Annotated in this window: 28 protein-coding genes and 2 pseudogenes; 20 read left to right on the top strand and 10 right to left on the bottom strand. The window is 75.3% G+C overall.

Annotated elements, in window-relative coordinates; translation table 11 throughout:
• The first annotated feature begins 53 nt into the window (after positions 1 to 53).
• The 5 genes from ACGFZ2_RS01305 (at position 54) to ACGFZ2_RS01325 (ending at position 2721) form a co-directional block, all read left to right on the top strand.
• Complete coding sequence (locus ACGFZ2_RS01305; RefSeq protein ID WP_393270992.1) at positions 54 to 644, top strand: sulfite oxidase-like oxidoreductase; 591 nt, start codon at positions 54 to 56, stop codon at positions 642 to 644.
• Positions 641 to 1375, top strand: coding sequence for a ferredoxin reductase (locus tag ACGFZ2_RS01310; protein WP_393448886.1), 735 nt, complete (start codon positions 641 to 643; stop codon positions 1373 to 1375). Before ACGFZ2_RS01305 ends, ACGFZ2_RS01310 begins: the two co-directional genes overlap by 4 nt.
• Before the next feature lie 20 nt (positions 1376 to 1395).
• The gene (locus ACGFZ2_RS01315) at positions 1396 to 1689 is read left to right on the top strand and encodes a DUF6510 family protein (protein ID WP_357463842.1); all 294 of its coding nucleotides are present in this window, start codon (positions 1396 to 1398) and stop codon (positions 1687 to 1689) included.
• 59 nt (positions 1690 to 1748) lie between these two features.
• Positions 1749 to 2120: a hypothetical protein gene (locus ACGFZ2_RS01320; RefSeq protein WP_393270964.1), complete on the top strand. Its 372-nt coding sequence runs from the start codon at positions 1749 to 1751 to the stop codon at positions 2118 to 2120.
• Between the two features lie 67 nt (positions 2121 to 2187).
• On the top strand, positions 2188 to 2721 hold the full coding sequence (locus ACGFZ2_RS01325) for a GNAT family protein (protein ID WP_350712200.1): 534 nt from the start codon (positions 2188 to 2190) through the stop codon (positions 2719 to 2721).
• Between the two features lie 4 nt (positions 2722 to 2725).
• On the opposite strand, the gene ACGFZ2_RS01330 is transcribed toward ACGFZ2_RS01325, so the two are convergent.
• Positions 2726 to 2887 (bottom strand): hypothetical protein, encoded by a 162-nt coding sequence (locus ACGFZ2_RS01330; protein WP_350712201.1) that lies wholly within the window; start codon positions 2885 to 2887, stop codon positions 2726 to 2728.
• Positions 2888 to 3099: 212 nt separating this feature from the next.
• Here ACGFZ2_RS01330 and ACGFZ2_RS01335 point away from each other — a divergent pair, with 212 nt between their 5' ends.
• The gene (locus ACGFZ2_RS01335) at positions 3100 to 4401 is read left to right on the top strand and encodes an NAD(P)/FAD-dependent oxidoreductase (protein WP_393270959.1); all 1302 of its coding nucleotides are present in this window, start codon (positions 3100 to 3102) and stop codon (positions 4399 to 4401) included.
• A gap of 121 nt (positions 4402 to 4522) precedes the next feature.
• Here the strand turns inward: ACGFZ2_RS01335 and ACGFZ2_RS01340 are convergent, their stop codons facing one another.
• Both ACGFZ2_RS01340 and ACGFZ2_RS01345 read right to left on the bottom strand, forming a co-directional pair.
• Positions 4523 to 5338 carry a spermidine synthase gene (locus ACGFZ2_RS01340; RefSeq protein WP_393448890.1) on the bottom strand — a complete coding sequence of 272 codons (816 nt, stop codon included), beginning with the start codon at positions 5336 to 5338 and terminating at the stop codon, positions 4523 to 4525.
• 65 nt (positions 5339 to 5403) lie between these two features.
• The gene (locus tag ACGFZ2_RS01345) at positions 5404 to 6396 is read right to left on the bottom strand and encodes a DUF2267 domain-containing protein (RefSeq protein WP_393270954.1); all 993 of its coding nucleotides are present in this window, start codon (positions 6394 to 6396) and stop codon (positions 5404 to 5406) included.
• 211 nt (positions 6397 to 6607) lie between these two features.
• Here ACGFZ2_RS01345 and ACGFZ2_RS01350 point away from each other — a divergent pair, with 211 nt between their 5' ends.
• A complete protein-coding gene (locus ACGFZ2_RS01350) occupies positions 6608 to 6922 on the top strand; it encodes a hypothetical protein (RefSeq protein ID WP_393270951.1) in 315 nt (104 codons plus the stop codon).
• A 241-nt stretch (positions 6923 to 7163) separates the two neighbouring features.
• On the opposite strand, the gene ACGFZ2_RS01355 is transcribed toward ACGFZ2_RS01350, so the two are convergent.
• Positions 7164 to 7562 carry an STAS domain-containing protein gene (locus ACGFZ2_RS01355; protein ID WP_393448893.1) on the bottom strand — a complete coding sequence of 133 codons (399 nt, stop codon included), beginning with the start codon at positions 7560 to 7562 and terminating at the stop codon, positions 7164 to 7166.
• 202 nt (positions 7563 to 7764) lie between these two features.
• Between ACGFZ2_RS01355 and ACGFZ2_RS01360 the strand changes: the two genes are divergently transcribed.
• From ACGFZ2_RS01360 to ACGFZ2_RS01380, 5 genes are all read left to right on the top strand, one after another.
• Positions 7765 to 8070 carry a hypothetical protein gene (locus ACGFZ2_RS01360; protein ID WP_393448896.1) on the top strand — a complete coding sequence of 102 codons (306 nt, stop codon included), beginning with the start codon at positions 7765 to 7767 and terminating at the stop codon, positions 8068 to 8070.
• Complete coding sequence (locus tag ACGFZ2_RS01365) at positions 8067 to 9116, top strand: B12-binding domain-containing protein (RefSeq protein ID WP_393448898.1); 1050 nt, start codon at positions 8067 to 8069, stop codon at positions 9114 to 9116. The genes ACGFZ2_RS01360 and ACGFZ2_RS01365 overlap by 4 nt, the downstream gene beginning before the upstream one ends.
• 83 nt (positions 9117 to 9199) lie before the next feature.
• Complete coding sequence (locus tag ACGFZ2_RS01370; RefSeq protein ID WP_393448901.1) at positions 9200 to 9547, top strand: STAS domain-containing protein; 348 nt, start codon at positions 9200 to 9202, stop codon at positions 9545 to 9547.
• Positions 9548 to 9617: 70 nt separating this feature from the next.
• Positions 9618 to 10064: a response regulator gene (locus tag ACGFZ2_RS01375; protein WP_350712209.1), complete on the top strand. Its 447-nt coding sequence runs from the start codon at positions 9618 to 9620 to the stop codon at positions 10062 to 10064.
• A 188-nt stretch (positions 10065 to 10252) separates the two neighbouring features.
• Positions 10253 to 10801: an ATPase gene (locus ACGFZ2_RS01380; protein ID WP_393270942.1), complete on the top strand. Its 549-nt coding sequence runs from the start codon at positions 10253 to 10255 to the stop codon at positions 10799 to 10801.
• Between the two features lie 14 nt (positions 10802 to 10815).
• Here ACGFZ2_RS01380 and ACGFZ2_RS01385 read toward each other — a convergent pair whose 3' ends face one another.
• The 3 genes from ACGFZ2_RS01385 to ACGFZ2_RS01395 form a co-directional block, all read right to left on the bottom strand.
• Positions 10816 to 11658 carry a hypothetical protein gene (locus ACGFZ2_RS01385; RefSeq protein WP_393270940.1) on the bottom strand — a complete coding sequence of 281 codons (843 nt, stop codon included), beginning with the start codon at positions 11656 to 11658 and terminating at the stop codon, positions 10816 to 10818.
• Between the two features lie 391 nt (positions 11659 to 12049).
• Positions 12050 to 12478, bottom strand: coding sequence for an OsmC family protein (locus tag ACGFZ2_RS01390; protein ID WP_091106530.1), 429 nt, complete (start codon positions 12476 to 12478; stop codon positions 12050 to 12052).
• 184 nt (positions 12479 to 12662) lie between these two features.
• Positions 12663 to 13610 carry a serine/threonine-protein kinase gene (locus ACGFZ2_RS01395; RefSeq protein ID WP_393270937.1) on the bottom strand — a complete coding sequence of 316 codons (948 nt, stop codon included), beginning with the start codon at positions 13608 to 13610 and terminating at the stop codon, positions 12663 to 12665.
• A 163-nt stretch (positions 13611 to 13773) separates the two neighbouring features.
• Between ACGFZ2_RS01395 and ACGFZ2_RS01400 the strand changes: the two genes are divergently transcribed.
• The 3 genes and pseudogenes from ACGFZ2_RS01400 (at position 13774) to ACGFZ2_RS01410 (ending at position 16074) form a co-directional block, all read left to right on the top strand.
• Positions 13774 to 14001: a hypothetical protein gene (locus tag ACGFZ2_RS01400; RefSeq protein WP_393270934.1), complete on the top strand. Its 228-nt coding sequence runs from the start codon at positions 13774 to 13776 to the stop codon at positions 13999 to 14001.
• 55 nt (positions 14002 to 14056) lie between these two features.
• Positions 14057 to 14614, top strand: a pseudogene (locus ACGFZ2_RS01405) (response regulator transcription factor); the annotation flags it as partial.
• 28 nt (positions 14615 to 14642) lie between these two features.
• Positions 14643 to 16074 (top strand): annotated as a pseudogene (locus tag ACGFZ2_RS01410) (ATP-binding protein).
• Between the two features lie 13 nt (positions 16075 to 16087).
• On the opposite strand, the gene ACGFZ2_RS01415 reads toward ACGFZ2_RS01410, so the two are convergent.
• The gene (locus tag ACGFZ2_RS01415) at positions 16088 to 16942 is read right to left on the bottom strand and encodes an arginase family protein (RefSeq protein WP_393448904.1); all 855 of its coding nucleotides are present in this window, start codon (positions 16940 to 16942) and stop codon (positions 16088 to 16090) included.
• Positions 16943 to 16979: 37 nt separating this feature from the next.
• On the opposite strand from ACGFZ2_RS01415, the gene ACGFZ2_RS01420 reads away from it, so the two are divergent.
• Positions 16980 to 17666, top strand: coding sequence for a helix-turn-helix domain-containing protein (locus tag ACGFZ2_RS01420; protein WP_393448907.1), 687 nt, complete (start codon positions 16980 to 16982; stop codon positions 17664 to 17666).
• A 72-nt stretch (positions 17667 to 17738) separates the two neighbouring features.
• Here the strand turns inward: ACGFZ2_RS01420 and ACGFZ2_RS01425 are convergent, their stop codons facing one another.
• Entirely contained in the window at positions 17739 to 18134 is a 396-nt protein-coding gene (locus tag ACGFZ2_RS01425; protein WP_393448910.1) for a VOC family protein, read from the bottom strand.
• 191 nt (positions 18135 to 18325) lie between these two features.
• On the opposite strand from ACGFZ2_RS01425, the gene ACGFZ2_RS01430 reads away from it, so the two are divergent.
• The 4 genes from ACGFZ2_RS01430 to ACGFZ2_RS01445 all read left to right on the top strand — a co-directional run bounded on the left by ACGFZ2_RS01430 (position 18326) and on the right by ACGFZ2_RS01445 (position 23585).
• Entirely contained in the window at positions 18326 to 18475 is a 150-nt protein-coding gene (locus tag ACGFZ2_RS01430; RefSeq protein WP_350685822.1) for a hypothetical protein, read from the top strand.
• A gap of 7 nt (positions 18476 to 18482) precedes the next feature.
• Entirely contained in the window at positions 18483 to 19907 is a 1425-nt protein-coding gene (locus ACGFZ2_RS01435) for a class I SAM-dependent methyltransferase (RefSeq protein WP_393448913.1), read from the top strand.
• Positions 19908 to 20022: 115 nt separating this feature from the next.
• Positions 20023 to 22026 carry a sulfatase-like hydrolase/transferase gene (locus ACGFZ2_RS01440; RefSeq protein WP_393450180.1) on the top strand — a complete coding sequence of 668 codons (2004 nt, stop codon included), beginning with the start codon at positions 20023 to 20025 and terminating at the stop codon, positions 22024 to 22026.
• A gap of 275 nt (positions 22027 to 22301) precedes the next feature.
• Positions 22302 to 23585 (top strand): citrate synthase, encoded by a 1284-nt coding sequence (locus tag ACGFZ2_RS01445; protein WP_393269835.1) that lies wholly within the window; start codon positions 22302 to 22304, stop codon positions 23583 to 23585.
• A gap of 151 nt (positions 23586 to 23736) precedes the next feature.
• On the opposite strand, the gene ACGFZ2_RS01450 is transcribed toward ACGFZ2_RS01445, so the two are convergent.
• Entirely contained in the window at positions 23737 to 25140 is a 1404-nt protein-coding gene (locus tag ACGFZ2_RS01450) for a glycosyltransferase family 4 protein (protein ID WP_393269839.1), read from the bottom strand.
• Positions 25141 to 25204 lie beyond the last annotated feature (64 nt).

The raw sequence follows: 25204 nt of genomic DNA on the forward strand, positions 1-25204 counted from the left end.
CCGACCGCGCCTGCCCGACCCACCCCGGGTGGTACGACTGACGGGTGGGAATCGTGTCACCGGGCTTCCAGGGCCGGCCCCGCTCCGCGGAGCCGGCCCTGCCGCCGGGGCAGTACCTGACGGAGGACTTCCCGGTCCTCTCCGCCGGCCCGACGCCCAAGGTGCCGCTGGAGACCTGGGAGTTCCTCATCTCCACCGAGTCCGGCGCGGAGTTCCGCTGGACCTGGGACGAGCTGATGGCGCTGCCCCAGGAGACCCCGACGGTGGACATCCACTGCGTCACCCGCTGGTCGAAGCGCGACACCGACTGGCAGGGCGTCTCCCTGGACACGCTGCTGGAGGGCATCGACACCGGCGCGCACTACGCGCAGGCCCACTCGTACGGCGGCTACACCACGAACCTGCCGCTGGCCGACCTGCGCGGCGGGCGGGCCTGGGTGGCGCACTCGTACGACGGCGGCCCCCTGCCGGCCGAGCACGGCGGCCCGGCCCGGCTGCTCGTGCCGCACCTGTACTTCTGGAAGTCCGCCAAGTGGGTGCGCGGCATCCGGCTCACCACGGAGGACCAGCCCGGATTCTGGGAGACCGCCGGCTACCACGACTACGGTGACCCGTGGCGTGAGCAGCGGTACCAGGGCGATTGACCGCCCCGCTGCGGTGGTGGGTGGCCCGGCTCGCCGAGCGCCGGTTGGAGACGCCGACCGCGCACACGCTGGTGCTGGAGGTGCCCGGCTGGCCGGGGCACCTGCCCGGGCAGCACGTCGACGTGCGGCTGACCGCCCCCGACGGGTACCAGGCGGCGCGGTCGTACTCGCTGGCCGGACCGGCCGACGGGGACCGGATCGCCCTGACCGTGCAGCGAATGCCCGACGGCGAGGTGTCGCCGTACCTCGTCGACGTGTACGCCCAGGGCGACCCGGTGGAGGTGCGCGGCCCGGTCGGCGGCTGGTTCGTCTGGCGGCCGGAGGAGGCCGCGCCGGTGCTGCTGGTGGCCGGCGGCTCGGGCGTGGTGCCGCTGATGGCGATGGTGCGGGCGCGCCGCGCCGCCGACAGTCGTGCGCCGTTCCGGCTGCTCTACTCGGTGCGCACCCCCGCCGACGTGTTCTACGCCGACGAGCTGCGCGCCCGCGTCCGCGACGACCGGGGCCTGGACGTGACGTACGTGTACACCCGCCAGGCGCCGGAGGGCTGGCGGGGGGAGCCGCACCGGATCGGCCTGGCCGACGTCAGCAGCCACGGCTGGCCGCCCGAGCTGGAGCCGCTCTGCTACGTCTGCGGCCCGACCGGCTTCGTGGAGACCGTGGCGGACCTGCTCGTCGGGCTCGGCCACGAGAGCCGGCGGGTGAAGACCGAGCGGTTCGGCCCGACCGGCTGAGCGTCGAGGAGGAGTGTCCGATGACCGAGCTGTCGTACCTGGACGGCAACATGCTCGACGGCCCGTTGCGGGAGCTGTTCGCCGTCGACCTGAGCGCCGCCAGCGGGCGGTGCGCGCACTGCGGCACGCTCGGCCCGCTGGCCGGCCTGCACGTCTACTCGCACGCGCCCGGGCTGGTGGCCCGCTGCCCGAACTGCGCCGAGGTGATGTTGCGGCTGGTCCGCTCGCCCGACCGGGCCTGGCTGGATCTGCGTGGGGCCACCTTCCTCCAGGTGCCGATGCCGCTGGACCAGCCGCACCCGGGCCCGCTGTGACGGCGGGCCCGGACGCGGGCGGGGCGGGCCCGGCAGCCGGGACGGGCGGAGGTGGGGCGGTGGACGAGGACCTGCGGGCGCGGTCGGCGCGGGAGGTGTTCGAGGACCACCTGCGGCTGGCCGCCGAGCACCGGTTCGCGGAGGATCTGGCGCGCAACGTGTCGCCGTCCTGCGTGGTGCTGGAGCGCCGGGGCGTGTTCCGGGGGCACGCCGGGGTCCGGGAGTTGGCGCGCTGGCTGGAGGAGGAGCTGCCCGGCGGCGGGTACGCGTACACGAACAAGCTGGTCGAGGGTCGGATGGCGTTCCTGGAGTGGACGGCGGACGCCGAGGGCGTGCGGGTCCGCGACGGGGCGGACTCGTTCCTGATCGAGCAGGGCTGGATCGTCGCCCAGACCATCCACTACACCGTCGAGCGCACCGGCGGCGGGTGACGGCTCGCGGCGTGATAGGTCACAATCCGCTGGACATCGCCGGTGGGGGCGGCGACAGTTGTCCGCCGTGAGATACCTGCGTACCGCCGGGCCGGTCGGCATCCGCCGGCCCCGGCCCGCCGACGAGGCCGAGTTCGTCGCGGCGGCCCGGCGCAGCCGGGACCTGCACCACCCCTGGCTCTCCGCCCCCGACGACCCGACGAGGTACGCCGCGTACCTGGCCAAGATCCGGCGGCGGGACCACGCCGGCTACCTGATCTGCGACCGGGCCTCCGGCGCCATCGCCGGGTACGTGAACATCAGCGGGATCCTCATGGGCGCGCTGCGGGGCGGGTACCTGGGCTACGCCGCCTTCCTGCCGTACAGCGGCACCGGGCACGCCTCGGCCGGCATCGGCCTGGTGGTCGCGCACGCCTTCGACACGCTCGGCCTGCACCGGCTGGAGGCGAACATCCAGCCGGGCAACGAGCCGTCCCGCCGGGTGGCCCGCCGGCTCGGCTTCCGGCTGGAGGGCTACTCACCCGAGTACCTGTTCATCGACGGGGCGTGGCGCGACCACGAGCGGTGGGCGATCACCGCCCCGGCCCCGGCCGGGCCGTAGGCGGTCAGCGCCCCGGCCGGCGCGCCTCGGGGCGCTGACCGCCGAGGCGCTCGATCCGCCCCTGCTTGTGCTCGACGCGCCGCCGCTGCCGGGGCGTGAGGTGCTTCCGGCCGCTCTGCCGCAGGTAGATCGGCTGCCGCTGGTCGTTGGACATCGGCATGCTCATGGCGGAGTCCTCCCGTCGCCGTGGTGGACCACCACCGTGCATCCGGGCCGGGTGAGACGAACCCACCCGGCCCGGGTGATCCGACGTACGTGTGCGGGTGCTGCTACGAGGCGCTCGGCTACCACTGCGGTCTGGCCCGCACGAGGACGCACGCCCGGTTGACGGCCCGCTCCGGCACGTTTGTCTGGCCCTCGGGTGGGAACGGGGCCGAAATGACGAAACCTCGTGTGGTGATCGTGGGGGCCGGGTTCGCCGGATACCACGCGGCGAAGACGTTGAGCCGGTTGGCCAGGGACCGGGCCGAGATCGTGCTGCTGAACTCCACCGACTACTTCCTCTACCTCCCGCTGCTGCCCGAGGTGGCCGCCGGCGTGGTGGGGCCGACCCGGATCTCCGTGCCGCTGACCGGGACCCTCGACGGGGTGCGGGTGGTCATCGGCGAGGCCGACCACGTCGACCTGCAGAACCGCTGGGTCGGCTTCACCCAGCCGGAGGGGGACCGCAACCGGCTCGCGTACGACCGGCTGGTCCTCGCCGTCGGCAGCGTCAACAAGCTGTTGCCGATCCCCGGCGTCACCGAGTACGCGCACGGCTTCCGTGGCCTGCCCGAGGCGCTCTTTTTGCACGACCACGTGGTCCGGCAGATCGAGCTGGCCGAGCAGGCCGAGGACCCCGCCGAGCAGCAGGCCCGCGCCACCTTCGTGGTCGTCGGCGCCGGCTACACCGGCACGGAGGTGGCCGCGCACGGCCAGCTCTTCACCGACGAGCTGGTCTCCCAGCGCCCCCGACTCAAGATCCGCCCGAGGTGGATGCTGCTGGACGTCGCGCCCCGGGTCCTGCCGGAGCTGGACAAGCGGATGTCCGACACCGCCGACCGGGTGCTGCGCCGGCGCGGCGTCGACGTGCGGATGGGCACGTCCGTGGCCGAGGCCACCGCCGACGGGGTGAAGCTCACCGACGGCGAGTACGTCCCCACCTGCACCCTCGTCTGGTGCGTCGGCGTGCGCCCCGACCCGTTCGTCGCCGAGCTGGGGCTACGCACCGAGAAGGGCCGCCTGGTCGTCGACGAGTACCTCAACGTCCCCGGCTTCCCCGAGGTGTACGCCTGCGGCGACGCCGCCGCGGTGCCGGACCCGACCCGGCCCGGGCAGATCTGCGCGATGACCGCGCAGCACGCCCAGCGGCAGGGCAAGCTGGCCGCGCACAACATCGCCGCCTCCTACGGGCAGGGGCGGCGCAAGCCGTACAAGCACTACGACCTGGGCTGGGTCGTCGACCTGGGCGGCAAGGACGCGGCGGCTAACCCGTTGAAGGTGTCGCTGTCGGGGCTGCCCGCCAAGGTGGTCACCCGGGGCTACCACCTGCTGGCGATGCCGGGCAACCGGGCCCGGGTGGGCGCCGACTGGATGCTGGACGCGGCGCTGCCCCGCCCGGCGGTGCAGCTCGGCCTGGTTCCGGCCAACGCGGTGCCCCTGGAGAGCTCCTCGCCCGAGGTGGCCGTCCGGGCCCGCTGACCAGCGCCGCATCTCGCCGGATCCGCCGTTGCCCGGGTCCGCCGGGTGACTCGACCGCGTCCCGGGCACGGGGGCGGGTAAGCCCGTGGCCGTTGCGGTGCAGCCTGCGCGCCCTCGGCGGTCAGGCCGGGCCGGGTGGTGGCTCGTCGGTGGCGGCCAGGGCGGCGTCGGTGGCGGGCCGGGCGCCGGCGACGAACGCGTCCAGGGCCGCCGCGTGCAGCACCCCGCCGGGCACCGGATCGCGCGCCGCGCGGGCCGCCAGCCGGGCCACCGGCAGCCGTCCGGCGCGCGGCGCGGCGACGAGGACGAGGTTGCCGTACCGCCGGCCGCGCAGCATCCGCCGGTCGGCGACGAGGCAGACGTCGGCGAAGACGGCCCGCAGGGTGGCCGCCTGCACCCGGGTGAAGACCAGCGGCGGCAGGTCCGTCACGTTGACCAGGTAGAGACCGTCCGGGCGCAGGGCCCGGGCCACCCCGGCGGCGAACTCGACGGTCGTCACGTGGCCGGGCATCCGGGCGGCCCGGTAGATGTCGGCGAGCACCAGGTCGTACCCGCCGCGCGGGGCGTCGGTCAGCGCGTCCCGGGCGTCGGCCACCCGTACGCGGACGTCGTCGGGCAGGGCCGGCAGCTCGCGCGCCACCAGGTCGACCACGGCCGCGTCCCGCTCGACGACCAGTTGTGCCGAGCCGGGCCGGGTGGCGGCCAGGTAGCGGGGCAGGGTCAGCGCGCCGCCGCCGAGGTGCAGCGCGTCCAGCGGCCGGCCGGGTGGCGCTGCCAGGTCCGCGACGGCGGCCATTCGCCGTACGTACTCGAAGTGGAGGTGGCGGGGGTCGGCGACGTCCACGTAGGACTGTTCCACGCCCGCGGCGAGCAGTGTGCGCCCGGTCGGTCGGGCCGGGTCCACGACCATCTCCGGCCGGTGCGCGTCGACGTCCATGTCGGCACGCTAGCCGAGCCTCGGGGGCGGGCCGGCGGGGCGGTCGCCCGCCGGCCCGCGGCGGGTCAGCCGGTGGCCATCCCGGCGCCCGCCTCCTCGATCGCGTCGTCCACGGCGTGGGCGAGGTCCACGTCCGTCGCGGTCACCACGGTCACCGCGCCGGCCCGCCGGGACCGTACGGTCACCACGGCGGTGGTCGCGTCGGGGCGGCCGATCCGCGGTCCGCGCCCGGTCTCCTGCCGCAGTTGGTCGATCAGGTCCAGCACCCGGTCGAGGTTGTCGGCCGGAAGCTGGATCGTGCGCGACAGCGCGTTGCCGTCGCCGGACCAGTACGGCAGCCCGGCGAGCGCCTCCCGCAGGTCCGCGTCGCTCAGCGGGGGCGTGGCGGTGGTCGCGCCGACCACCCCGCCGCCGACCGGCGGCGGCGGTTGCAGCAGCTCGCGCAGTCCGTCGGGCACGTGCAGCGATTCGACCAGGTCGCCGTCGTGGTCGGCGAGCGCCGCCACGGTCGCCTCGGCCTGGTAGCGGGCCTGCTCCGGGGTGCGCCCACTGATCCGGCCCACCTCGGCCAGGAAGCCGGGCAGGTCCTGGCGCCGCCTGATGCCGTCCACGGGTACCACGTCGTGCAACTTCGTCGGCACCGCCGCGAGCAGCCGCCGGCGTTCCGCCTCGTCCAGGGCCCAGGCCAGCACCAGCACCGTCGACTCGACCCCCACCTTGGCGGTCCGGAAGTCGGCCCCGGTGCGGCGGACGACGTCGTCGACCAGCGCGCGGTACCCCATCGGGGTCACGCCTGGCGCGGCGAGGCCCGGATCCGGGGTGGGCCGGGGCGACTCGGGGACGCCGGCCGGCGGCGGCGCCGGCCCGCCGCGGGTGGTGTCGGGCTTGTGCCGCCTGCCGGCCGGCGGCGGCCCGGCGCGCTTGCCCCGGTCCAGGTGGGTGAGCTGCTTGGAGGCGCTCAGGCTGGCCCCCGTCTCGCTGGCCTGCATGCCGCGCTCGCGGGCCTGGCGGGCCAGCGTGCGGCGGCGCTGGTTGTCGCCCTCCATCTGCTTGCGCATGGTGACACCTCGCTTCCGCTGGTGTGCCTCGCTTCCGCCGGTCGCCTTCCCGTCGCCGCCGCCACCGAAACGGACGTCGGCGGCCGGGCCGGTGACCCCCGGGCAGCGGCGGGAGCTTCATCCGGCGGGGGTGAGGGGCGATCACCCGGCGGGGCCCGACGATCGCAGCGGACCGGAGCACTTCCGATCGGACGCGGAAGGACAGGTCGTGATGAAGAGGATCGTCGAGATCGTCCCCGCCCGACCCGGCTGGTACGCCCGCTGGCGTCTCTCGCCCGAGGACACCCGCTGCTACCCGGTGAGCCTGTGGGCGCTGCTGGAGGAGGCCGACGGCTCGGGCCGTGAGGTCGTCGGAGTCGACTGCATCGGGCAGTGGCCCGGAGCGGACGACAACGAGGCGGGTGGGGAGTTCGTCCGCTATCTCTTCCAGACTCCCGATTCCGGACCGCCAGAGGACGCCGAGCCGCCAGGGGCCCGGCAGCGGCGGTCGACCGGCCCCCGCCTCCAGCCGGTCACCGCGCCCTGAGCCTTACTCCGGCCCCCCGACCCCTGGTCCCAGGGTCGGGGGGCCAGCCCCGCGCCGTGCGGGCAACCGACGTCGGACGCGACGTGAAGGACCCCTGCACCCGGTGAGAGGGGCGGGCCGCGCCCGGGGCGACCTCAGCCCGCCTGGCGGGTGTCGCCGTCGGCGGGGCGGTCCATGGCCAGCAGCTCGGCCAGCCCGGTGCGATCCAGCAGCTGCTGGCCCGGGGCCGGGCGGGTCGGCGTCAGGCCGGGCCGGCGGGACTGTCGGCGGCGCCGGGGTGCGCGGCCAGGTGGTCGCCGAGCGGTCGGGCGAGCAGGCCCATGACGCCGGTCATGTCGAGGATCGACTCCAGGAAGCGGGGCACCCCGCGCAACTGGAGGGCGGTGCCGCCCTGCTGCCCCTCCCGCCACGCGTGCACGATCACCCCGAGGCCGGTGCTGTCGATGAAGAGCAGGTCGCCGAAGTCCAGCACGACCGCGGGCGGGGCGTCCGCGAGCACCCGGTCGATCTCGGCCCGCAGGGGCGCGGCGGTCGTGTAGGCGAGGTCGCCGCCGACCCGGATGAGCGGCGCCCCCGGATCCGACCGGTCGACGGTCATGCTCAACGGGGCCGCCGCCGGTTGCCTCCCATGGGACAGCACGATCACGCCTTTCCGCAGGCTGCCGGTCCGGCAGGGTCGAGGGGATCGTAACAATCCCCGCCCGCTCCCGCCGGGCACGCAACTGCTGCCGGGGCAAACGGGCGTGGAGTGGCGGTGCGGGCACACCGGCGTAGGGTGGGCGGGAAAGACGTGACCACGAGCGCCGCGTCCGGCGCGGCACGGATGTCTGGTCGAGCAGGCGGTGTCGGCCGGCTGGCTGCCCGGCCTGACCGCCGCCGAGGCCTGCGCCCGGGTGGTGCCGCTGCCCGACGAGCAGTTCGGCACCGAGCGGCTGGTCCACGCGCTCACCGGCTGCCACCGGATGCCCGCGCCCGCGCTGGCGGAGCGCGTCGAGCAGGTGACCTGCGACTGGCTGGCCCACGGCGACCACGACGACATCGCGGTGCTCGCGCTGCGCGCGGCGGGCCCGGGCGAGCGTACGCCCCGGCACCTGCACGCGGTGCCCGTCCCGACCGGCAGCGCCGACGCCGGGGAGACCGGACCGTGACCACCCTGACCGCCCGGGCCAACCCGGCGGGCGCCTGGCCCGGATACCTGCACTGCCTCGAGGAGGCGGACGAGTACGCCGCGATCGAGGTGGCCACCGGGCTGCTCGAGGCCGGGGTTCCGGCCAAGCGCGTCCTGCTCGACCTGGTCGCCCCGGCGCAGGCCGAGGTGGGGGAGCGGTGGGCGCGCAACGAGTGGAGCGTCGCCCAGGAGCACGCCGCGACGCACATCAGCGAGCGGGTGGTGGCGGCGGTCGCCGGGTACGCCAACCCGCGCCCGACCCGGGGCCGGATCGTGGTGGCGTGCATGGACGGCGAGTGGCACGCCCTGCCGCCCCGGCTGGTCGCGGAGGTGCTGCGGCTGCGGGGCTGGCACGTCACCTTCCTCGGTGCGAGCGTTCCCGCCGCGCACCTGGTGTCGTACCTGCACCGGCACGACGCGGACGCGGTCGCGCTGGCCTGCGCGCTGCCGATGCGACTGCCGCACGCGCACCGCATGATCGAGGTGTGCCGCCGCTCGGACGTGCCGGTGGTGGTCGGGGGTCGCGGCTTCGGCGCGGATGGGCGCTGGGCCCGCCGGCTCGGCGTGGCCTGGGCGCCCGACGCCCCGGCCGCCGCCGACCTGGTCGCCGACGAGCGGGCCCTGCGTCGCACCCCGCCCGCGGAGCTGTCCCGCCTGGCCGACGACGAGTACGCCAGCCTGGTGCGGCGGCGCGGCGAACTGATCGACGGGGCGCTGGCCGACCTGCGGGAACGTGCCCCGGCCACGCGCGACTACACGCCCGCGCAGGTGGACTCGACGGTCAGCGACCTCGGGTACATCGTGGACTTCCTGGCCGCCGCGCTCTACGTCGACGACGGCTCGCTGTTCACCGAGTTCGTCGACTGGCTGGTGGACATCCTCACCAGTCGCGGCGTGCCGGCCCCCGCGCTGGGGTCGGCTCTGGAACACTACGGGCGGGTCCTGCACGACTTCCCCCGCGCCGCGCGGTTCCTCGAGGCGGCCCGCTCGGCCGTGGCCGCGCGGGGCGGCGCAGGGTCGCGCTGAGCGCGCTGCGGCCCCGGCCGACCCCCCTGCTTATACTTGCTGCACTGCAAGCATCCGGCTGCGGTGGAGCGAGGGGGACCACGGTGACGTTTACGGTCACGTACGCCGATCGCCAGGGCGGCGGGGCCTGCCTGCGCCTGGCCGGCGAACTCGACCTGAGCACCGCACCCGAGCTGAACGCCGCGATCGACCGGCTGGTCGACGGCGGTGAGCGGCAGCTGCTGGTCGACCTGACCGAGCTGGTCTTCTGCGACTCGACCGGGATCGCCGCCTTCGTCCGGGGCGACAACCGCGTCGCCGCTGACGGCGGCTGGCTGCGGGTGACCGGCGCCAGCGGCCGGGTCGACCGGGTGCTCCAGGTGACCGGGCTGGCTGACGTGCTGAGATATGAACCCGACACGGCCGACCCGGCCGCGCAGGCCGCCGGTTGATGGGCTACATTTCCCCGCCAGCATCGAGGACCGCACGGTCTTCCGTACCACTGACACGAAGCAGGTAACGATGCGCGCAGACAGGCCGGGTCCCGTTCGCATCCTGGTGGTGGACGACGACCCGGGCGACGTGCTGATGATCGAGGAGGCCCTCGCGGACTCCGACGTCGACAAGGTCATCGACGTCGTCGGCGACGGCCAGGAGGCGATGGAGTTCCTGCGTCAGGAGGGGCGGCACACCGAGGCCCGGCGCCCCGACGTCATCCTGCTCGACCTGAACATGCCGCGGATGGACGGGCGGCAGGTGCTCGGCGCGGTCAAGGGCGACGAGGACCTGCGTACGATCCCGATCGTGGTGCTGACCACCTCCAACGCCGACACGGACATCGTGGGCAGCTACACGCTCCAGGCCAACGCCTACGTGACCAAGCCGATCGACCTGGACGACTTCAACGACGTGGTGCGCCGCATCGACGAGTTCTTCGGCCGGGTGGTCGTGCTGCCGAAGCGCACCTGACGCCGCACCGCCCACCCAGGGGCGCCCGCCGCATTGTCCACGCCGGGCCGCCCGTCGACACCCCGCGAGGCGCTCGACCCGCGTCGGCGCTCGCATGCTGAACATTTTTCCGGAACCCCCTCGGGGGTCGCCGCCAGCGCCGAGGATCCAGGTGGGAAAGAAATACCAGCTGCCTGGGGGGCGACAGTATGAGGTTCTCCGTCGTTGAGACCGGTTACGACCAGCGGCAGGTCGATTCCTGCCTCGACCAGCTCGGCATCCGGTTGACCCGGCTCGCGGCCCGGGCCGAGGGCGCCGCCGGGGCCGGTCGGGAGTGGGACGAGATCCGTGACGAGGCGTCGGCGCTGTGCGGTCTGCTCCAGCGGCTGGACCTCGGGGACCGGGGGGTGGGCCGGTTCGGGGTCGGGGGCGCCGAGCGGGAGGCGGCCGACATCCTGGCCCAGGCGCGCTTCGAGCTCGACGCGGCCCGCGAGGAGGCCCGGCAGGTCCGCGAGCGGGTCTACGCCGAGGCGGTGCAGGCCCGCCGGGACTTCGAGGCGGCGCTGTACGCCCGGCGGCGGCGCGAGGCCCGGGCGGACCAGATCCTCGGCGGGCTCGCGGGCGAGCCGGTGCCGGCCGACACCCCGACCGCCGCGGCCGGGCTGGCCGGCGGCGGCGTGCCGGCGACGCGGATCGCCGCGCGTGGTGGCGCCGACGCGTCCAGCGAGCCGCCGGGCGGTCGCGCCGGGATCCGCTGACCCCGCGCGCCGCGTCAGGTCAGCGCGGCGACGATCGTCGTGGCCCGCTCCTCGTGCTGGGCGTACGCGTCGGGGAAGGCGGACACCTGCACGGCCTGGGCCGCGCCGGCCACGCTCATCTCCTGCCAGCCCGGGATCTCGCGCAGCGCCTCGTAGAACGCCCGGGCGGCGTACGCGGGGCGCATCAGCTCCCGCACCGTGCCCCAGCCGCTGCTCGGGCGCTGCTGGAACAGGCCGACCGAGTCGTGGTCCGAGCCGCTGCCCTGGTGCGGGTACTGCCGGGACTCCGGGAGCACGTCGCTGGCCAGGTTGTAGAGGTTGCTCTCCTGCATGGCGGTGGCCACGGCGACCACCAGGGCCCGCCGGGGCATCTTCAGGTCCTCGCCCACGTCAACGATGATCTTGGCGTTGTCCATCTGCGCCTGGGTGAGCCCGGCGACGGGACGGGGGCGGGCCGGCTTGGCCGGTTTGGCCGGGGCCTTGCGGGTGGCCGAGGGGGTCGGCTTGGGCGTCGGGCTGGCGCTGACCACGGGGGCGGGGGAGGCGGCCCGGTCCAGGGCGCGGGAGGCGCGCTCGTCGGTGGCGGCCCGCTCGGCCACCGCCTCGGCCACGGGCTCCGGAGGGGTGTCGGTGTCGCCGCGGGTGCCGGCGAACGCGGCGGCGCCGAGGCAGCAGGTCACGCCGGTGGCGAGGGCCACCCGGACGGGGGTCGAGGCGAGCAGGGCTCGGCCGCCGCGGCGCTGCCGTTCCGGGGCGCGATGACGGCCGATCGTCCGTTCGGTTGAGGCGGGATCGGCCGCAGCGGTGGCCGGTCGATCCTGGGTCAGCTTCTGGTCGAGGGGGTCGTCGGGACTCACCCGCCGAGGCTAGAAAGACGAGCGCGAGTTGCCATCGGCCTGGTTGGTGGCATGCGCCACAATTTGCGGCAATCCGCTTCCCCATTACGCCCGCCCAGCCATCAAGCGCGTGTTACTCGCCTGTCGGTTCTTTCGCTTATGCCTGATAAAGGCGCAGGAAAGGGGCGAATAGTCGATCTTGGGGCATGGGTTGCGGCGTCGGCTCGCCCTCCACAGAAGGACCGATGCGGCGGTCACCCGTTCGGCCCCCCGTCGGTCGACTGCGAGGGCGACCCGTACGTCGGCCGGGACGGGCCAGAGCCGGCCTCGGTCGCCGTGCGCCCGGCGCGTGCCGCCGGGGCCCATGACGCGCCGGTGGCCTCGCGGTCCGGTTCGCCCGGTGACGGTGAGGTCAGTGCCGGCCGTTCTCCGCGGGCGTGACGGTGAGCCGGTGCCGGCTGGCGTCGCCGCTGGAGAACGGCCACAGCCGATCGGCGTGCTCGACGAGCTCGGCCAGTTGCTGGCGGGTGAGCCCGGCCGACGAGATGGACGCGTGCACGTCGGCCCGATACCGGCCGTCGTCGTCGCGCCCGAGCTTCGCCTCCGCCCGCACCTGCACGGTGTGCGCCTCGTCGGTGATCTCACCGGCTGCCTCCACCGCCGCGTGGTGCAGGCAGGACGCGAAGGCGGCGGCGAGCAGCTGCTCCGGAGTCAGGCCCGAGCAGTGCGGCGCCAGCGGGGACGCGAGGGCCGTGGAGAGACCCCCGTCGTCGGTGCGTACATGGCCGCCCTCGGCGGTCGCGGTGGCCGTCTCGTTCAGCCAGGAGCTCGATTCCGGCATCGCGTTCCTCCCGTTTCACTCACCCGCCCGGCTACCCGGCCCCCGAGCCGTGAAACCGCAGGTGGTGGCCGGGACTGCGGGCGTGACGGCGACGGCCGGCGCCGGCGGACGGCTCGGCCCGGTGCGGAGGTGGCCGCGCCCGGACGGCTCGGCCGGCGTGGCAGGCGGCCGCGCCCGGGGCGGCTCAGCCGGCGCGGGTGGACCGGTCGGGGACGACCGCCGCCTCGGTCACCTCGGCCGCCGCCCGTTCCGTCCACGGGGACACCTGGCCGCCGCGCTGCCGGGGCGCCATCGGCTGCCGCATCGGCACGTACACCCGGGCGTCCACCGCCTCGGCCAGCAGCAGCGCGGCCACCAGGCTGGTCGGCCGGTCGGCCGGGTCGTCGGCCAGGCAGCGTGCGCACAGGTCGGCCACCTCCGGGGGCAGCCCGTCGATCTCGGGCAGCGGCTGCGGGGGTTGCCGCCGCCGCACGCCGAACAGCTGCGTCGTCGTGCCCGCCTGGTACGGCAGCCGCCCGGTGAGGCAGTAGTAGAGCAGCACGCCGAGGGCGTACATGTCGGCGGCCGGGGTGGCGGGTGCCCGCTCCAACTGCTCGGGCGCGAGGTACGCCGGCGTGCCCACCACGATCCCCTCCGGCGACCGGTCCGGGGTGCCCGAGGGGGTGGCGATGCCGAAGTCGAGCACCTTGACGCCGGACGGGGCCAGGATGACGTTGGCCGGCTTGACGTCGCGGTGCACGATGCCGTGCGCGTGGGCCGCGGCCAGGGCGGCGCTGACCTCGGCGCAGACCCGGACGGCTATGCGCCAGTCCAGCGGCCCGGCCCGCAGGTGCGCCGCGAGCGTCTCGCCCTCGGCCAGCTCCATGACGATGTAGGGCACCTGGCCGCCGGGCAGCGTCGCGCAGGTGCCGAAGTCGTGCACGCTGGCCACGTTCGGGTGCACCAGCCGGGCCGCGGAGCGCGCCTCGGCGCGGATCCGCTCCACCGAGGTGTCCGGTTCCTCCTGCCCGGGGGACATCACCTTCACCGCCACCGGCCGGTCGAGCACGGCGTCGTGGGCCCGCCAGACCTCAGACATGCCGCCGATGCCGATGCGCTGTTCGAGCCGGTACCGCCCGCCCAGCGTCCTCATCGACCGCTCCTCGTCTGCCGCCACCGCCCGTCCCCGGGCGTCCGCCGTGTCGCCTTCGCTGCCGTTACCCGGCCTCCGATCAGGGCAAACCGCGGTCGTTCCGTCCGCGCTGCGGTAGCTTGCGAGCCGGGGCCGCTGTCGGCCCGGACCGGGAGGTGCGCGGATGGGCGAGGTGACCGTACGCTTCGTCGGCGGGCCGGCCCACGACCTGGTCCGGGTGCTTCCCGCCGGGCCCGACGGGTCTCCGCCGGCGCGCTGGGTCCTGCGCCATCCCGACGGGGCGGGGGCGGCCGGCGGCGGGCCGGACCACCTCTACGAGCGCGAGCACGCCGCCGGCGGCACGTGGACGATGCGCTTCGTGCACACCTATCCCGTGGGCATGACGGAATGACCCGTCCCACCAGCGCGGCGGCTGACCGGCGGTAACCGCCGCCCACAGCGGGCAGTTCCGGCCGGACGCGGTGGTGCTCGACGTGATGCTGCCGGACCTGGACGGTTTCCAGGTGCTGCGCCGGCTGCGCGAGCATGCCCCGACGGTGCCGGTGCTGTTCCTGACCGCCCGGGACGCGGTGGAGGAGCGGATCGCCGGCCTGACCGTCGGCGGTGACGACTACGTGACCAAGCCGTTCAGCCTGGAGGAGGTGATCGCCCGGCTGCGGGCGCTGCTGCGCCGGTCGGGCTTCGCCGTCGCCGCCCGCGCGGACGCGGTGCTCACGGTCGGCGACCTCAGCCTGGACGAGGACAGCCACGAGGTGCGCCGTGACGGCGAGTCGATCACGCTCACCGCCACCGAGTTCGAACTGCTGCGCTACCTCATGCGCAACCCGCGCCGGGTGCTGAGCAAGGCGTAGATCCTCGACCGGGTCTGGAACTACGACTTCGGCGGCCAGGCCAACGTGGTCGAGCTCTACATCTCGTACCTGCGGAAGAAGATCGACGCCGGCCGGGAGCCGATGATCCACACGCTGCGCGGCGCGGGTTATGTCCTCCGCCCGGCGGACTGAGCGGCCCGCTGCCCGGCTCCGGGGCCGGCTGGCCGGCCTGTCGCTGCGCACCCGGCTGGTGGTCATCCTGGTCGCCCTGCTGGCCCTGGTCAGCGTCGCCATCGGTGGGATCACCACGGTCGCGCTGCGGCAGTTCCTGATCGACCGGGTGGACGAGCAGTTGGCGCCGATGCGCGGCGGTCCCGGTCGTGGCACGCCGTCCCCGTTCGAGCCGCCCGGCGCGGACGTCCGGCCCGACGTGCGGATCCCGCGCGGCTTCCCGCCCGGCACCGTCACCGCCGAGGTGGTCGACGGCCGGGTCACCCGGGCGTGGACGCTGTCGGACCGGCAGGACCGGGCCGTCGGCGTCGACGAGGTGGCGGGCCTCGCCGACCTGCCCACGGACGGCCGGCCCCGCACCCGCGACCTGGGGGAGCGCGGTGACTACCGGGTGGTGGCGCGCCAGTTCCCGGACGGCACGGTGCGCGTGCTCGGGCTGCCCCTGTCGGGCGTGTCGGAGACCGTCTGGTGGCTGGTCGCCGCGCAGGCCGGCGTGGCCGCCGTCGGGCTGCTGCTCGCCGGTGGCGCCGGCGCCCTGATCGTGCGGGCCACCCTGCGCCCGCTGCGCCGGGTGGCCGCCACCGCCGGCCGGGTCAGCGAGCTGCCCCTGGACCGGGGCGAGGTGGCGCTCTCGGTGCGCGTCCCGGCCGCCGACACCGACCCGCGTACGGAGGTCGGCCAGGTGGGCGCGGCGCTGAACCGGATGCTCGGGCACGTCGCCGCCGCCCTCGCCGCTCGCCAGGCCAGCGAGACCCGGGTACGCCAGTTCGTCGCCGACGCCAGCCACGAGCTGCGCACCCCGCTGGCCGCCATCCGCGGGTACGCCGAACTCGCCCGGCGTGGCCGGGAGGGCGTGCCGCCCGACGTGGCCCACGCGCTGCGCCGGGTCGAGTCGGAGAGCGCCCGGATGACCAGCCTCGTCGACGACCTGCTGCTGCTGGCCCGGCTGGATTCGGGCCGTCCGCTCGCGGTCGGGCCGGTGGACCTCCCGGCGCTGGTGGTGGACGCGGTCAGCGACGCCCGCGTCGCCGGACCGGAGCACCGCTGGCAGCTCGACCTGCCCGACGCCCTCATCCGGGTCGCCGGCGACCCGGCCCGGCTGCACCAGGTGCTGGCGAACCTGCTGGCCAACGCCCGGGTGCACACCCCGCCCGGGACCACCGTCACCACCACCCTGCGGGTGGCCGGGGACGCCGCCGTGCTCAGCGTCGCCGACGACGGTCCCGGCGTGCCGGCGGAGCTGCGCGGCGAGGTGTTCGAACGCTTCTCGCGGGGCGACAGCTCCCGTTCCCGGGCGCACGGCAGCACCGGCCTGGGACTGGCCATCGTGGCCGCCGTGGTGGAGGCCCACCACGGTGGACAGTCGGCCGGGCCGGACGGTGTTCACCGTCCGGCTGCCGCACGCCGGGACCGGGACGTAGCGCCGGTCCCCGGTCAGTCGGACAGCAGCTCGGCGAGGGCCGCCGCGATCCGCTCCGCGTGCCGCCCGTCGGGGTCCTCGTCGGCGTTGAAGTCCGCGACGCTCATCCCGATCAGCCGACCCGAGCGCACCAGCGGCCGGACCAGCGCCGCGAGGTCGGCCCAGTCCAGGCCGCCCGGCTCGGGGTAGCTGACCGCCGGCAGCACGACCGGGTCGAGCACGTCGAGGTCGAGGTGCAGCCAGGCCGGCGTGATGCCGGTGGCCAGGTCCCGGCCCACGGCCGCCGCGTCGGGCCCGCGCAGCCGGTCGGCCGGCACCAGGTGCACGGCGCGGTCGACCCGGAAGGCTTCCATGCCCTCCGCCACGTCCGGGTCCGGCGGGCGGTGGCCGAGCACGTGCACCTGGTCGGGGTCGACCAGCGGCCCCTCCCGGTCGAGGACGCCGGCCGGGCCGTGGTCGGTGACGATCGACAGCTCCATGTCCGCCGCCTCACCGGTGGGCGAGGTACGCCCGTCCTCGAAGTCGAGGTGGGCGTCGAGGAACCACAGGTCGAAGCCGGCCGGCAGCCCCTGTAGCGTGCCCGGCAGGATCGCGCAGTCGCCCCCGAGCACGAGAGGGCTGTGCCCGGCGTCGAGCAGCTCCGTCACCTGGGCGGCGATCGCCCGGGTGGCCCGCCGCAGGTGTTCGACGCCGATCACGCCGGTCTCCGGGTCCCGGGCGGGATCGGTCACCAGGGTGTCGACCGCACCGGCGTCCGCCGCGCCCAGTCGGCCCAGCAGCCCCGCCGACCGCAGCGCCGCGGGCGCCCGCCGCTCGCCCCGGCCGCGGCCGGAGGAGTCGAGCGGAGCGTCCAGCACCGACCATCGCACAATCGAAGGCTAGTCCGGTCGTGGCAGGCTGGGCGCCATGTACCGGGAACGTCCCGCCGGGTTTGCCGGTGCGGTGCTCTGGACCAGCACGACGAGGGTGGATGCCGCGCCGACCCGGGTGCTCCCCGACGGCTGCGTCGACCTGATCTGGACGAGCCGTGGTGGCCTGCTGGTGGCCGGGCCGGACCGCACCGCGCACCTGAGCGGCGGCGGGCCGGCGCAGCGCTGGGTGGGGCTGCGGCTGCCGCCCGGCGTCGGCCCGGCGGTGCTCGGCGTGCCCGCCGTCGAGCTGCGCGACCGACGGGTCCCCCTGGCCGACCTGTGGGGCGACCGCGACGTCGACCGGCTGGCCGAGCGGGCCGGGGCCGCCCCGGCCGCCGTGCTGACGGAGACCGCCGCGGCGCGGCTGCGGGCGGTCGGGGGCCCGGACCCGCTCGGCGTCCGGGTCGCCGCCGCGCTGGCCGCCGGCACGACCGTGGCGGCGGCCGCCGCCGAGGTCGGCCTCGACCCGCGCGCCCTGCATCGCCGCAGCCGGCACCTGTTCGGGTACGGCCCGAAGACCCTGGCCCGGATCCTGCGGATGGGGCGCGCCCTGGCGCTGGCCCGCGCCGGCACCCCGCTGGCCGAGGTGGCGGCCCGCTGTGGGTACGCCGACCAGGCCCACCTCACCCGCGACGTGCGGGACCTGGCCGGGGTGCCGCCGACCGTCCTGCTGTCGCGCTGAGCGAACCCGGTCCAGCCCTGCGGTCCGGGCCTGCTCGGGCGGGCCGGTCCGGTCTGCGCGGGCGGACCGCGCTCACCCCTGGGTGAGCGGGGCGAACAGGTCCACGCGGTTGCCGTCCGGGTCGAGCACCACCGCGTACCGCTGGCCCCAGTAGGCGTCCCACGGGGGCAGGTGGCCCGGGTGGCCCTCGGCCACCAGTTCGGCGTAGAGCCGGTCCACCTCGGCCGGGTCGGCGCACCGGAACGCGAGCCCGGCACCGCCGCCGCCCCCGGGCTTCCAGTGCGGGTCGAACGAGCGGACGGTGTCGGCGGTGTCCCAGGCCAGCCGGAGGCCCCCCGGCAGGGTGACCTCCACGTGCGGCTCGGTGTCGGCCTCGGCCGGGATGTCGAGGCCGAGCCGGCGGTAGAAGGCGAGCGAGCGTGGCAGGTCGCTGGCGACCATGCCGATGAGGTCCAGTGTCGGTGCCATGGCTGCCACGATAGGGGCCGCCCAGGGCGGGCGTCTTGAACGAAACGGACGCCGGGTGGAGTGCCCGGTGTGGCCTTCACGGCGGGGACGATCAGCGTACGGTGTGGGACAAGTCCGGCTTTCCGGCCATATCCCTCATAGGGTGCGACCGGGCGCGCCGGCGGTCGAGACGGCGAGGGAAGGAGCGGTCGGTGGAACACCTGGCCTACCTGGACGCGGGGTCCGGCAGCCTGATCGTGCAGGCGGTAGTCGGCGGGGTGGCCGGCGCCGCGGTGGCGGCCAAGCTCTACTGGCGGCGGCTGGTCGACCGCTTCCGCCGCCAGCCCACCGACCACCGCTGACCCGGCGATGGTGACCCCCCACACCGGCGTGCGCGCCGACCCCGGGTCGTTCCGCGACCCGGCCAACAGGGTCTTCCACCTCGGCGACGACGTGCTGCGCGGGCTGGACGAGCGGGCCGCCCGGGAGTGGCGCGCACTGGCCGCCGCCGAATTCTTCCCGCCGCTGCTCGCCGCCGGCAAGGTCTGCGGCACCGAGCCGGTCGAGCCGGCGCGGGTGCCCACGGCCGCCCGGTGGGCGGCCGTGCTCCGCCACGAGCGCATCCCGTTCGTCTCGCACCCGTACGAGTGGTCCTTCGCCATGCTGCGGGACGCGGCGCTGCTGCACCTGGAGATCCTGCGGGCGGCGCTGCCGGCCGGGTTCACCACCAAGGACGGCTCGGCGTACAACCTCCAGTGGCGGGGGGCGGAGCCGGTCTTCATCGACGTCGGCTCGTTCACCCCGGCGCGCGACGGCGAGCCCTGGGCCGGCTACCGGCAGTTCTGCCAGACCCTGCTCTACCCGCTCCTGCTCGGCGCCCACCTCGGGCTGGACTTCCAGCCGTGGCTGCGCGCCCGGGTCGACGGGATCGAGCCCGACCAGATGCGCCGACTGTTCGGCGGGGCGCGCCGGCTACTGCCCGGCGTGCCCACCCACGTGCACCTGCACGACGCGATGCAGCGCCGCAACGCCCGGGCCAGCACCGCCGACGTCCGGTCGCAGCTACGGGCGGCCGGCTACTCCCGCGAGTTGGCGCTGGCCACCGTACGCGGGATCGAGAAGCTCGTCCGCCGGCTGGAGCACCGCCCGGCCGCCAGCCACTGGGTCGACTACCAGCGCACCTGCGCGTACACCGCCGACGACCGGGCCGCGAAGGAACGCTTCGTCGCCGAGGCGCTGGCCGACCCGCCGCGTCCCCGCCTGGCGCTCGACCTCGGCGCCAACGACGGCCGGTACGCCCGGCTCGCCGCCCGGCAGGCCGACTACGTCGTCGCGGTGGAGCAGGACCCGGCCGTCGTGGACGGGCTCTACCGGGCGCTGCGCGCCGAGGGCGAACGGCGGATCCTGCCGCTGGTGATGGACCTCGCCGACCCGTCCCCCGGCGGCGGCTGGCGGGGCGTCGAGCGGGCCTCGTTCGCGGACCGCGCCCGGGCGGACGTGGTGCTCGCCCTGGCCGTGGTGCACCACCTGGCGATCGGGCGCAACGTGCCGCTGACCGAGGTGCTGGACTGGCTCGTCGGCCTCGCCGCCCCCGGTGGCCGGATAGTGGTGGAGTTCGTCCACCCCGAGGACCCGATGGCCCGCCGGCTGCTGGCCAACAAGCCCGAGGGACTCTTTCCGAGCTACCGGCGCGCCGAGTTCGAACGGCTGCTGGGAGCCCGGTGCCGGATCGCGCGCCGCCTCGACCTGCCCTCAGGCACCCGGACCCTCTACGCGGCGGTCTCGGGTGGCTGAGCCGGCAGGCGGCCCACCGCCCGACCCGGCGGCCCACACGGCACCGGCGGCCCCGACCGCCCGGGCCGACGACACCGCCCCGGCGGGCCACGTCGCCCCGGCCGACCCGCCGCCGGTGTCCGAGCGGGCCGGCCGGTCGTCGGGCCGGCGGGCGGAACTCGGCCGGCTGGCGGAGGTCGCCGCCCTCGTCGGCCTCGTGGTGACCCAGCCGCTGCTGGACGTCCTCGGCCGCAGCCCGGACTTCTTCCTGTTCCACCGGGCGGACCGGCGCGAGATCCTGCTGCTGGTCGCGCTGGTCGTGCTGGTGCCCACGGCGGCCGTGGCGCTGCTCGGCGCGCTGTCCCGGCTGGCCGGGCGGGCCGCCCGCTCGGTGACGCACACCCTGCTGGTCGGGCTCCTGCTCGCCGCCCTGGCCGTGCAGGTGGGCCGGCACGGTACGCCGCTGCGGGGCGTACCGCTGCTGCTGGTGGCGGCGGTGGCCGGCGCCGCCGGGGCGGTCGCGCACCGGCGGTGGCGCGCGCCCGGGCGGGTGCTGCGGCTGGCCGCCGCCGGCCCGCTGCTCTTCGTGGGGTTGTTCCTGTTCGCCTCGCCCACCTCCACGGTGGTGTTGCCCGGCGGCGAGGGCGGCGCGGCCGGGACGGCCGGGCCCGGCAACCACCCGCCGGTCGTGGTGCTGGTCCTCGACGAGCTGCCGCTGGTCTCCCTGCTCGGACCGGACGGGCGGGTCGACGCCACCCGGTATCCGCACTTCGCCGAGTTGGCCGCCGGCTCCACCTGGTACCGCAACGCCACCGGCGTCGCCGGCTGGACGCCGTACGCGCTGCCGGCGATGCTCACCGGCCGGTACCCGCAGCGCGCGGCGGCGCCGCACTACTCGCAGTACCCGGACAACCTCTTCACCGCCTTCGGCGGCCTGTACGACATCCGCGCGGAGGAGAGCATCACCCGGCTCTGCCCGCCCAGCCGGTGCGAGTCGCCGGTCACCCCGGAGCAGGGGATGGGCGTGCTCGTCCGGGAGACCGGCGGACTGCTGCGCCGCCTCGCCGGCCCCGTGGACAGCCGGGTCGACCCGGAGGACTCCTACCGGGAGCGCACCCGAGCCGAGGCGGGCATCGACGACGCCGAGCCGGTGCCGGCGGACCCGAAGTTCCGCTGGGACAGCCTGAACGCCAACCAGCCGGCCCGGTTCACCAGTTTCCTGGCCGGACTGCGGCCGGCGTCCCGGCCGACGCTGCACTTCCTGCACCTGCTGATGCCGCACCCCCCGTGGACGTACCTGCCGTCCGGAACGCGCTACGACGCCCCGGAGGACCTGCCGAACGACGGCGACGGCTGGGTGGAGCTGGCCCACCGGCGCCACCTCGCGCAGCTCGGCTACACCGACCGGCTGATCGGGGAGACCCTGCGCACCCTGCGGGCGCGCGGCCTCTACGACGAGGCCCTGCTGGTGGTCACCGCCGACCACGGGGTCAGCTTCACCAAGGGCGCCCAGGGGCGCGGGATGGACGCCCTCCGGGCCGCCCCGGACGAGGTTGCCTGGGTGCCGATGTTCGTCAAGACCCCGGGGCAGCGCGCCGGGCGGGTCGACGACCGGAACTGGCAGCACGTCGACCTGCTGCCCACGATCGCCGACGAGGCCGCCATCCGGCTGCCGTGGCGGGTCGACGGCCGGTCCGCCCGCGAGGCCCCGCGCGCCGAGACGGGCAAGGTCTTCTACGACCGCCCCGGGGAACCGACGCCCATCCCCGGCGGCGTGCCGGCCCCGCCCGCGCCGCCCGCGCCCCACCCGCTCGTGGGCACCGCCGTCGGCGACCGTCCGAACGGCGGCACCGCCCGCGTCGCCGACCTGTCCGCGTTCCGGGCCGTCGACCCGGACACCGGGCGGCTGCCGGCGGCGGTCTGGGGCGACGTGCCGGACGAGGTGCCCGACGGCACCCTGCTGGCGGTCGCCGTCAACGGCCGGGTCGGCGCCGTCGTCCCGGTGGTCCCCCGGGACGCCGGTGGCCGCCGCTTCGCCGCCCTGGTCGCCGACGACCGGCTCTTCCACGCCGGGGCGAACCGGCTGGACGTCTACCGCGTCGCCGCCGACGGGACGCTGCACCGCCTCGACCTGTCCTGAGCCGCCGCGGCCCGCCCGCGACGGGCGCCCTGCCCTCCGCGACGCGCGCCCTCCCGCCTGCGCCGGGCGGCCGGCCCATCGGTAGCGTTCCCATGCTCACGCGGCACCGGCGGCCCCGACGTGCCCGAAATGGATGGGGTTTCCCGGCCCGCTGGTCGGGAATCGGGTGACGCAGACCTCACCGCCGAACCACGGCGGGCGGTATCCCCGCGACCGCGATTACGGTAAAAGCGAAGGCAATTCAACGCAGATCTGCCGGCGAAGCGAGGAACCACATGACGGAAGTCAAGCTCGATCACCCCGGTGGGCAGCTTTCGATGCCGGTGCAATCCGCGGTCGAGGGCCCCGCCGGCATCGGGGTGGGCAAGCTGCTCAAGGAAACCGGGATGACGACGTACGACCCCGGTTTCGTCAACACCGCGGCCTGCTCGTCCGCGATCACCTACATCGACGGCGACGCGGGGATCCTGCGTTACCGCGGGTACCCGATCGAGCAGCTCGCGGAGAAGTCCTCGTTCCTGGAGGTCTCCTACCTGCTGATCTACGGTGAGCTGCCGAGCCAGCAGCAGCTGACCGAGTTCTCCGAGCGGATCCGGCGGCACTCCCTGCTGCACGAGGAGATGCGCCGCTTCTTCGACGGCTTCCCGCGCGACGCGCACCCGATGGCGGTGCTCTCCTCGGCCGTGAGCGCCATCTCGACCTTCTACCAGGACAGCCTGGACCCGTTCGACGCCTCGCACGTCGAGATGTCCACGGTCCGGCTGATGGCGAAGGTCCCCACCATCGCCTCGTACGCCTACAAGAAGTCGATCGGCCAGCCGCTGCTGTACCCGGACAACTCGCTGGGCTACGTGGAGAACTTCCTGCGGATGACCTTCGGCGTGCCGGCGGAGCCGTACGAGGTCGACCCGGTGGTGGCCAAGGTGCTGGACATGCTGTTCATCCTGCACGCCGACCACGAGCAGAACTGCTCCACCTCGACCGTGCGGCTGGTCGGCTCCAGCAACGCCAACCTCTTCGCCTCGGTCTCGGCCGGCGTGAACGCGCTCTTCGGCCCGCTGCACGGCGGCGCCAACCAGGCCGTGCTGGAGATGCTGGAGAAGATCCAGGCCGACGGCGGCGACGTCGCGTCCTTCGTCCGCAAGGTGAAGGACAAGCAGGACGGCGTGAAGCTGATGGGCTTCGGCCACCGGGTCTACAAGAACTACGACCCGCGCGCGGCGATCGTGAAGAACGCGGCCCAGGACGTGCTCGGCCGGATGGCCAAGCCGGACCCGCTGCTGGACATCGCGATGCAGCTCGAGGAGATCGCGCTGGCCGACGACTTCTTCGTATCCCGCAAGCTCTACCCGAACGTGGACTTCTACACCGGCCTGATCTACAAGGCCATGGGCTTCCCGACCAAGATGTTCACGGTGCTCTTCGCGCTGGGCCGGCTTCCCGGCTGGATCGCCCAGTGGCGCGAGATGATCAACGACCCGGAGACCAAGATCGGCCGCCCGCGGCAGATCTACACCGGCTCCCCGGAGCGGGCGTACGCCCCGTTCTCGGAGCGCTGACCTCCGCCGTACCACGCCGAAGGCCGCCGACCCGCACCGGGTCGGCGGCCTTCGCCGTCTCCACGCCCATCAGGCCCCGCCGCGTCGCCCGCCGGTTAGGAAGGGCCCCTTCCTCTACCGAAAGCGTTAGGAAGGTGCCCTTCCTTACTTCTCAGCGCAGGCCGGCGGCGGCCAGCAGGTTGCCCTCCGCGATGGCCGGCAGGGCGCGGCCCCGGGCCATCCGCTCGGCGGCCCGCGCGGCGGTGAATGCCGGCGCCGTGGCGATCGCCGCGGCGTAGGCAGCGGCCGTGCGGTGCGCGATCGCCGTCCAGCCGTACCGCTCGTGGACCATGGCGTGGGCGCGGCGGGCCAGCTCGCGGGCCCGCTCCCGGTCCGACAGCAGGGCGTGCACGGCGTCGGTCAGCCCGTCCGGATCGTGTGGCCGGAAGGTCATCCCGGTGACGCCCGGCTCGACGATCTCGGCCAGCCCGCCGGTCGCGGCGACCGCCAGGGGCGCGCCGGCGGCGGCGCCCTCCAGGGCCACCATGCCGAACGGCTCGTAGATGCTCGGCACCGCGAAGCAGTCCGACGCGGCCATCACCGCGGGCAGGTCGGTGCCGCCGAGGAAGCCCGGGAGGCTGACCGTGCCGGCCAGGCCGAGACGGTGCACCTCCGCCTCCAGTTCGCCGCGGTACGGGCCGTCGCCGACGATGACCGCGCGCAGCCCGGGGTGCCGCTCGCGCAGCCGGGGGAGCCCGGCGATCAGGTGCTGCACGCCCTTCTCGTAGACCAGCCGGCCGGCGAAGGTGACCAGTGGGCCGTCCCCGGCGAACCGGGCGCGGGCCTGCGCCACCGCGGCCGCCGGCGCCCGCCAGCGGTGCGGCTCCACGCCGTTGGGCACCACGTCGACCCGGCCGGCCGGCACGCCGAACAGCCCGGTCACCTCGTCGCGCATGTAGCCGGAGCAGACGATCACCCGTCCGGACTCGCCGGCCAACCAGTGCTCGACGCCGTGGATGGTGCGGTTCATCTCCTCCGGCAGCCAGCCCTGGTGCCGGCCGGCCTCGGTGGCGTGGATGGTGCTGACCAGCGGGATGTCCAGGTGCTCGCGCAGGGTCATCGCGGTGTGTGCGACGAGCCAGTCGTGGGCGTGGATGACGTCGTACGTGCCGGCCTCGGTGGCGCGCAGGGCGGCCCGGGTGAGGGTGTGGTTGAACGCCATGGTCCAGGCGAGCAGGGAGGAGGTGGCCAGCGGGAAGGTGACCGGATCCTCGGCGGCGCGCACGATGCGGACGCCGTCGGCGTACTCCTCCAGGGGCGCGCCGTCGGCGTGCCGGGTGACGACGGTGACCTCGTGCCCGGCGGCGGCCAGGGCCACCGACAGGGCGTGCACGTGCCGGCCGAGCCCGCCCACGAGCACGGGCGGGTACTCCCAGGAGAGCATCAGGATGCGGCGGGTCTGCGGGGGCGTGCCCGGCCCGGCGTGCGCCGGGACCTGGGGCCGGGAGGTGAGGGTGGGCCGGTGGACCCGACCCGGGGAGGTGGTGGGCTGCTCGCCGACCCGCAGGGTCGTCACATCAATCTCCGTCCATGCATGAAGGTGCGCGCCGGCAGCGGTGGCGGCGAGACAGTGGTGGGGG

Source organism: Micromonospora sp. NPDC048063 (assembly GCF_043202855.1).
In the GTDB taxonomy this organism is placed as follows: Bacteria; Actinomycetota; Actinomycetes; order Mycobacteriales; family Micromonosporaceae; genus Micromonospora.

Bases quoted from the DNA above. Each gene is read 5' to 3' on its own strand.
- ACGFZ2_RS01350 (WP_393270951.1), top strand. From the start codon at position 6,608: ATGAAGAGGATCGTCGAGATCGTCCCCGCCCGACCCGGCTGGTACGCC.
- ACGFZ2_RS01380 (WP_393270942.1), top strand. From the start codon at position 10,253: ATGAGGTTCTCCGTCGTTGAGACCGGTTACGACCAGCGGCAGGTCGAT.
- ACGFZ2_RS01420 (WP_393448907.1), top strand. From the start codon at position 16,980: ATGTACCGGGAACGTCCCGCCGGGTTTGCCGGTGCGGTGCTCTGGACC.
- ACGFZ2_RS01395 (WP_393270937.1), bottom strand. From the start codon at position 13,610: ATGAGGACGCTGGGCGGGCGGTACCGGCTCGAACAGCGCATCGGCATC.
- ACGFZ2_RS01335 (WP_393270959.1), top strand. From the start codon at position 3,100: ATGACGAAACCTCGTGTGGTGATCGTGGGGGCCGGGTTCGCCGGATAC.
- ACGFZ2_RS01345 (WP_393270954.1), bottom strand. From the start codon at position 6,396: ATGCGCAAGCAGATGGAGGGCGACAACCAGCGCCGCCGCACGCTGGCC.
- ACGFZ2_RS01315 (WP_357463842.1), top strand. From the start codon at position 1,396: ATGACCGAGCTGTCGTACCTGGACGGCAACATGCTCGACGGCCCGTTG.
- ACGFZ2_RS01435 (WP_393448913.1), top strand. From the start codon at position 18,483: ATGGTGACCCCCCACACCGGCGTGCGCGCCGACCCCGGGTCGTTCCGC.
- ACGFZ2_RS01400 (WP_393270934.1), top strand. From the start codon at position 13,774: ATGGGCGAGGTGACCGTACGCTTCGTCGGCGGGCCGGCCCACGACCTG.
- ACGFZ2_RS01445 (WP_393269835.1), top strand. From the start codon at position 22,302: ATGACGGAAGTCAAGCTCGATCACCCCGGTGGGCAGCTTTCGATGCCG.
- ACGFZ2_RS01340 (WP_393448890.1), bottom strand. From the start codon at position 5,338: ATGGACGTCGACGCGCACCGGCCGGAGATGGTCGTGGACCCGGCCCGA.
- ACGFZ2_RS01330 (WP_350712201.1), bottom strand. From the start codon at position 2,887: ATGAGCATGCCGATGTCCAACGACCAGCGGCAGCCGATCTACCTGCGG.
- ACGFZ2_RS01390 (WP_091106530.1), bottom strand. From the start codon at position 12,478: ATGCCGGAATCGAGCTCCTGGCTGAACGAGACGGCCACCGCGACCGCC.
- ACGFZ2_RS01375 (WP_350712209.1), top strand. From the start codon at position 9,618: ATGCGCGCAGACAGGCCGGGTCCCGTTCGCATCCTGGTGGTGGACGAC.
- ACGFZ2_RS01425 (WP_393448910.1), bottom strand. From the start codon at position 18,134: ATGGCACCGACACTGGACCTCATCGGCATGGTCGCCAGCGACCTGCCA.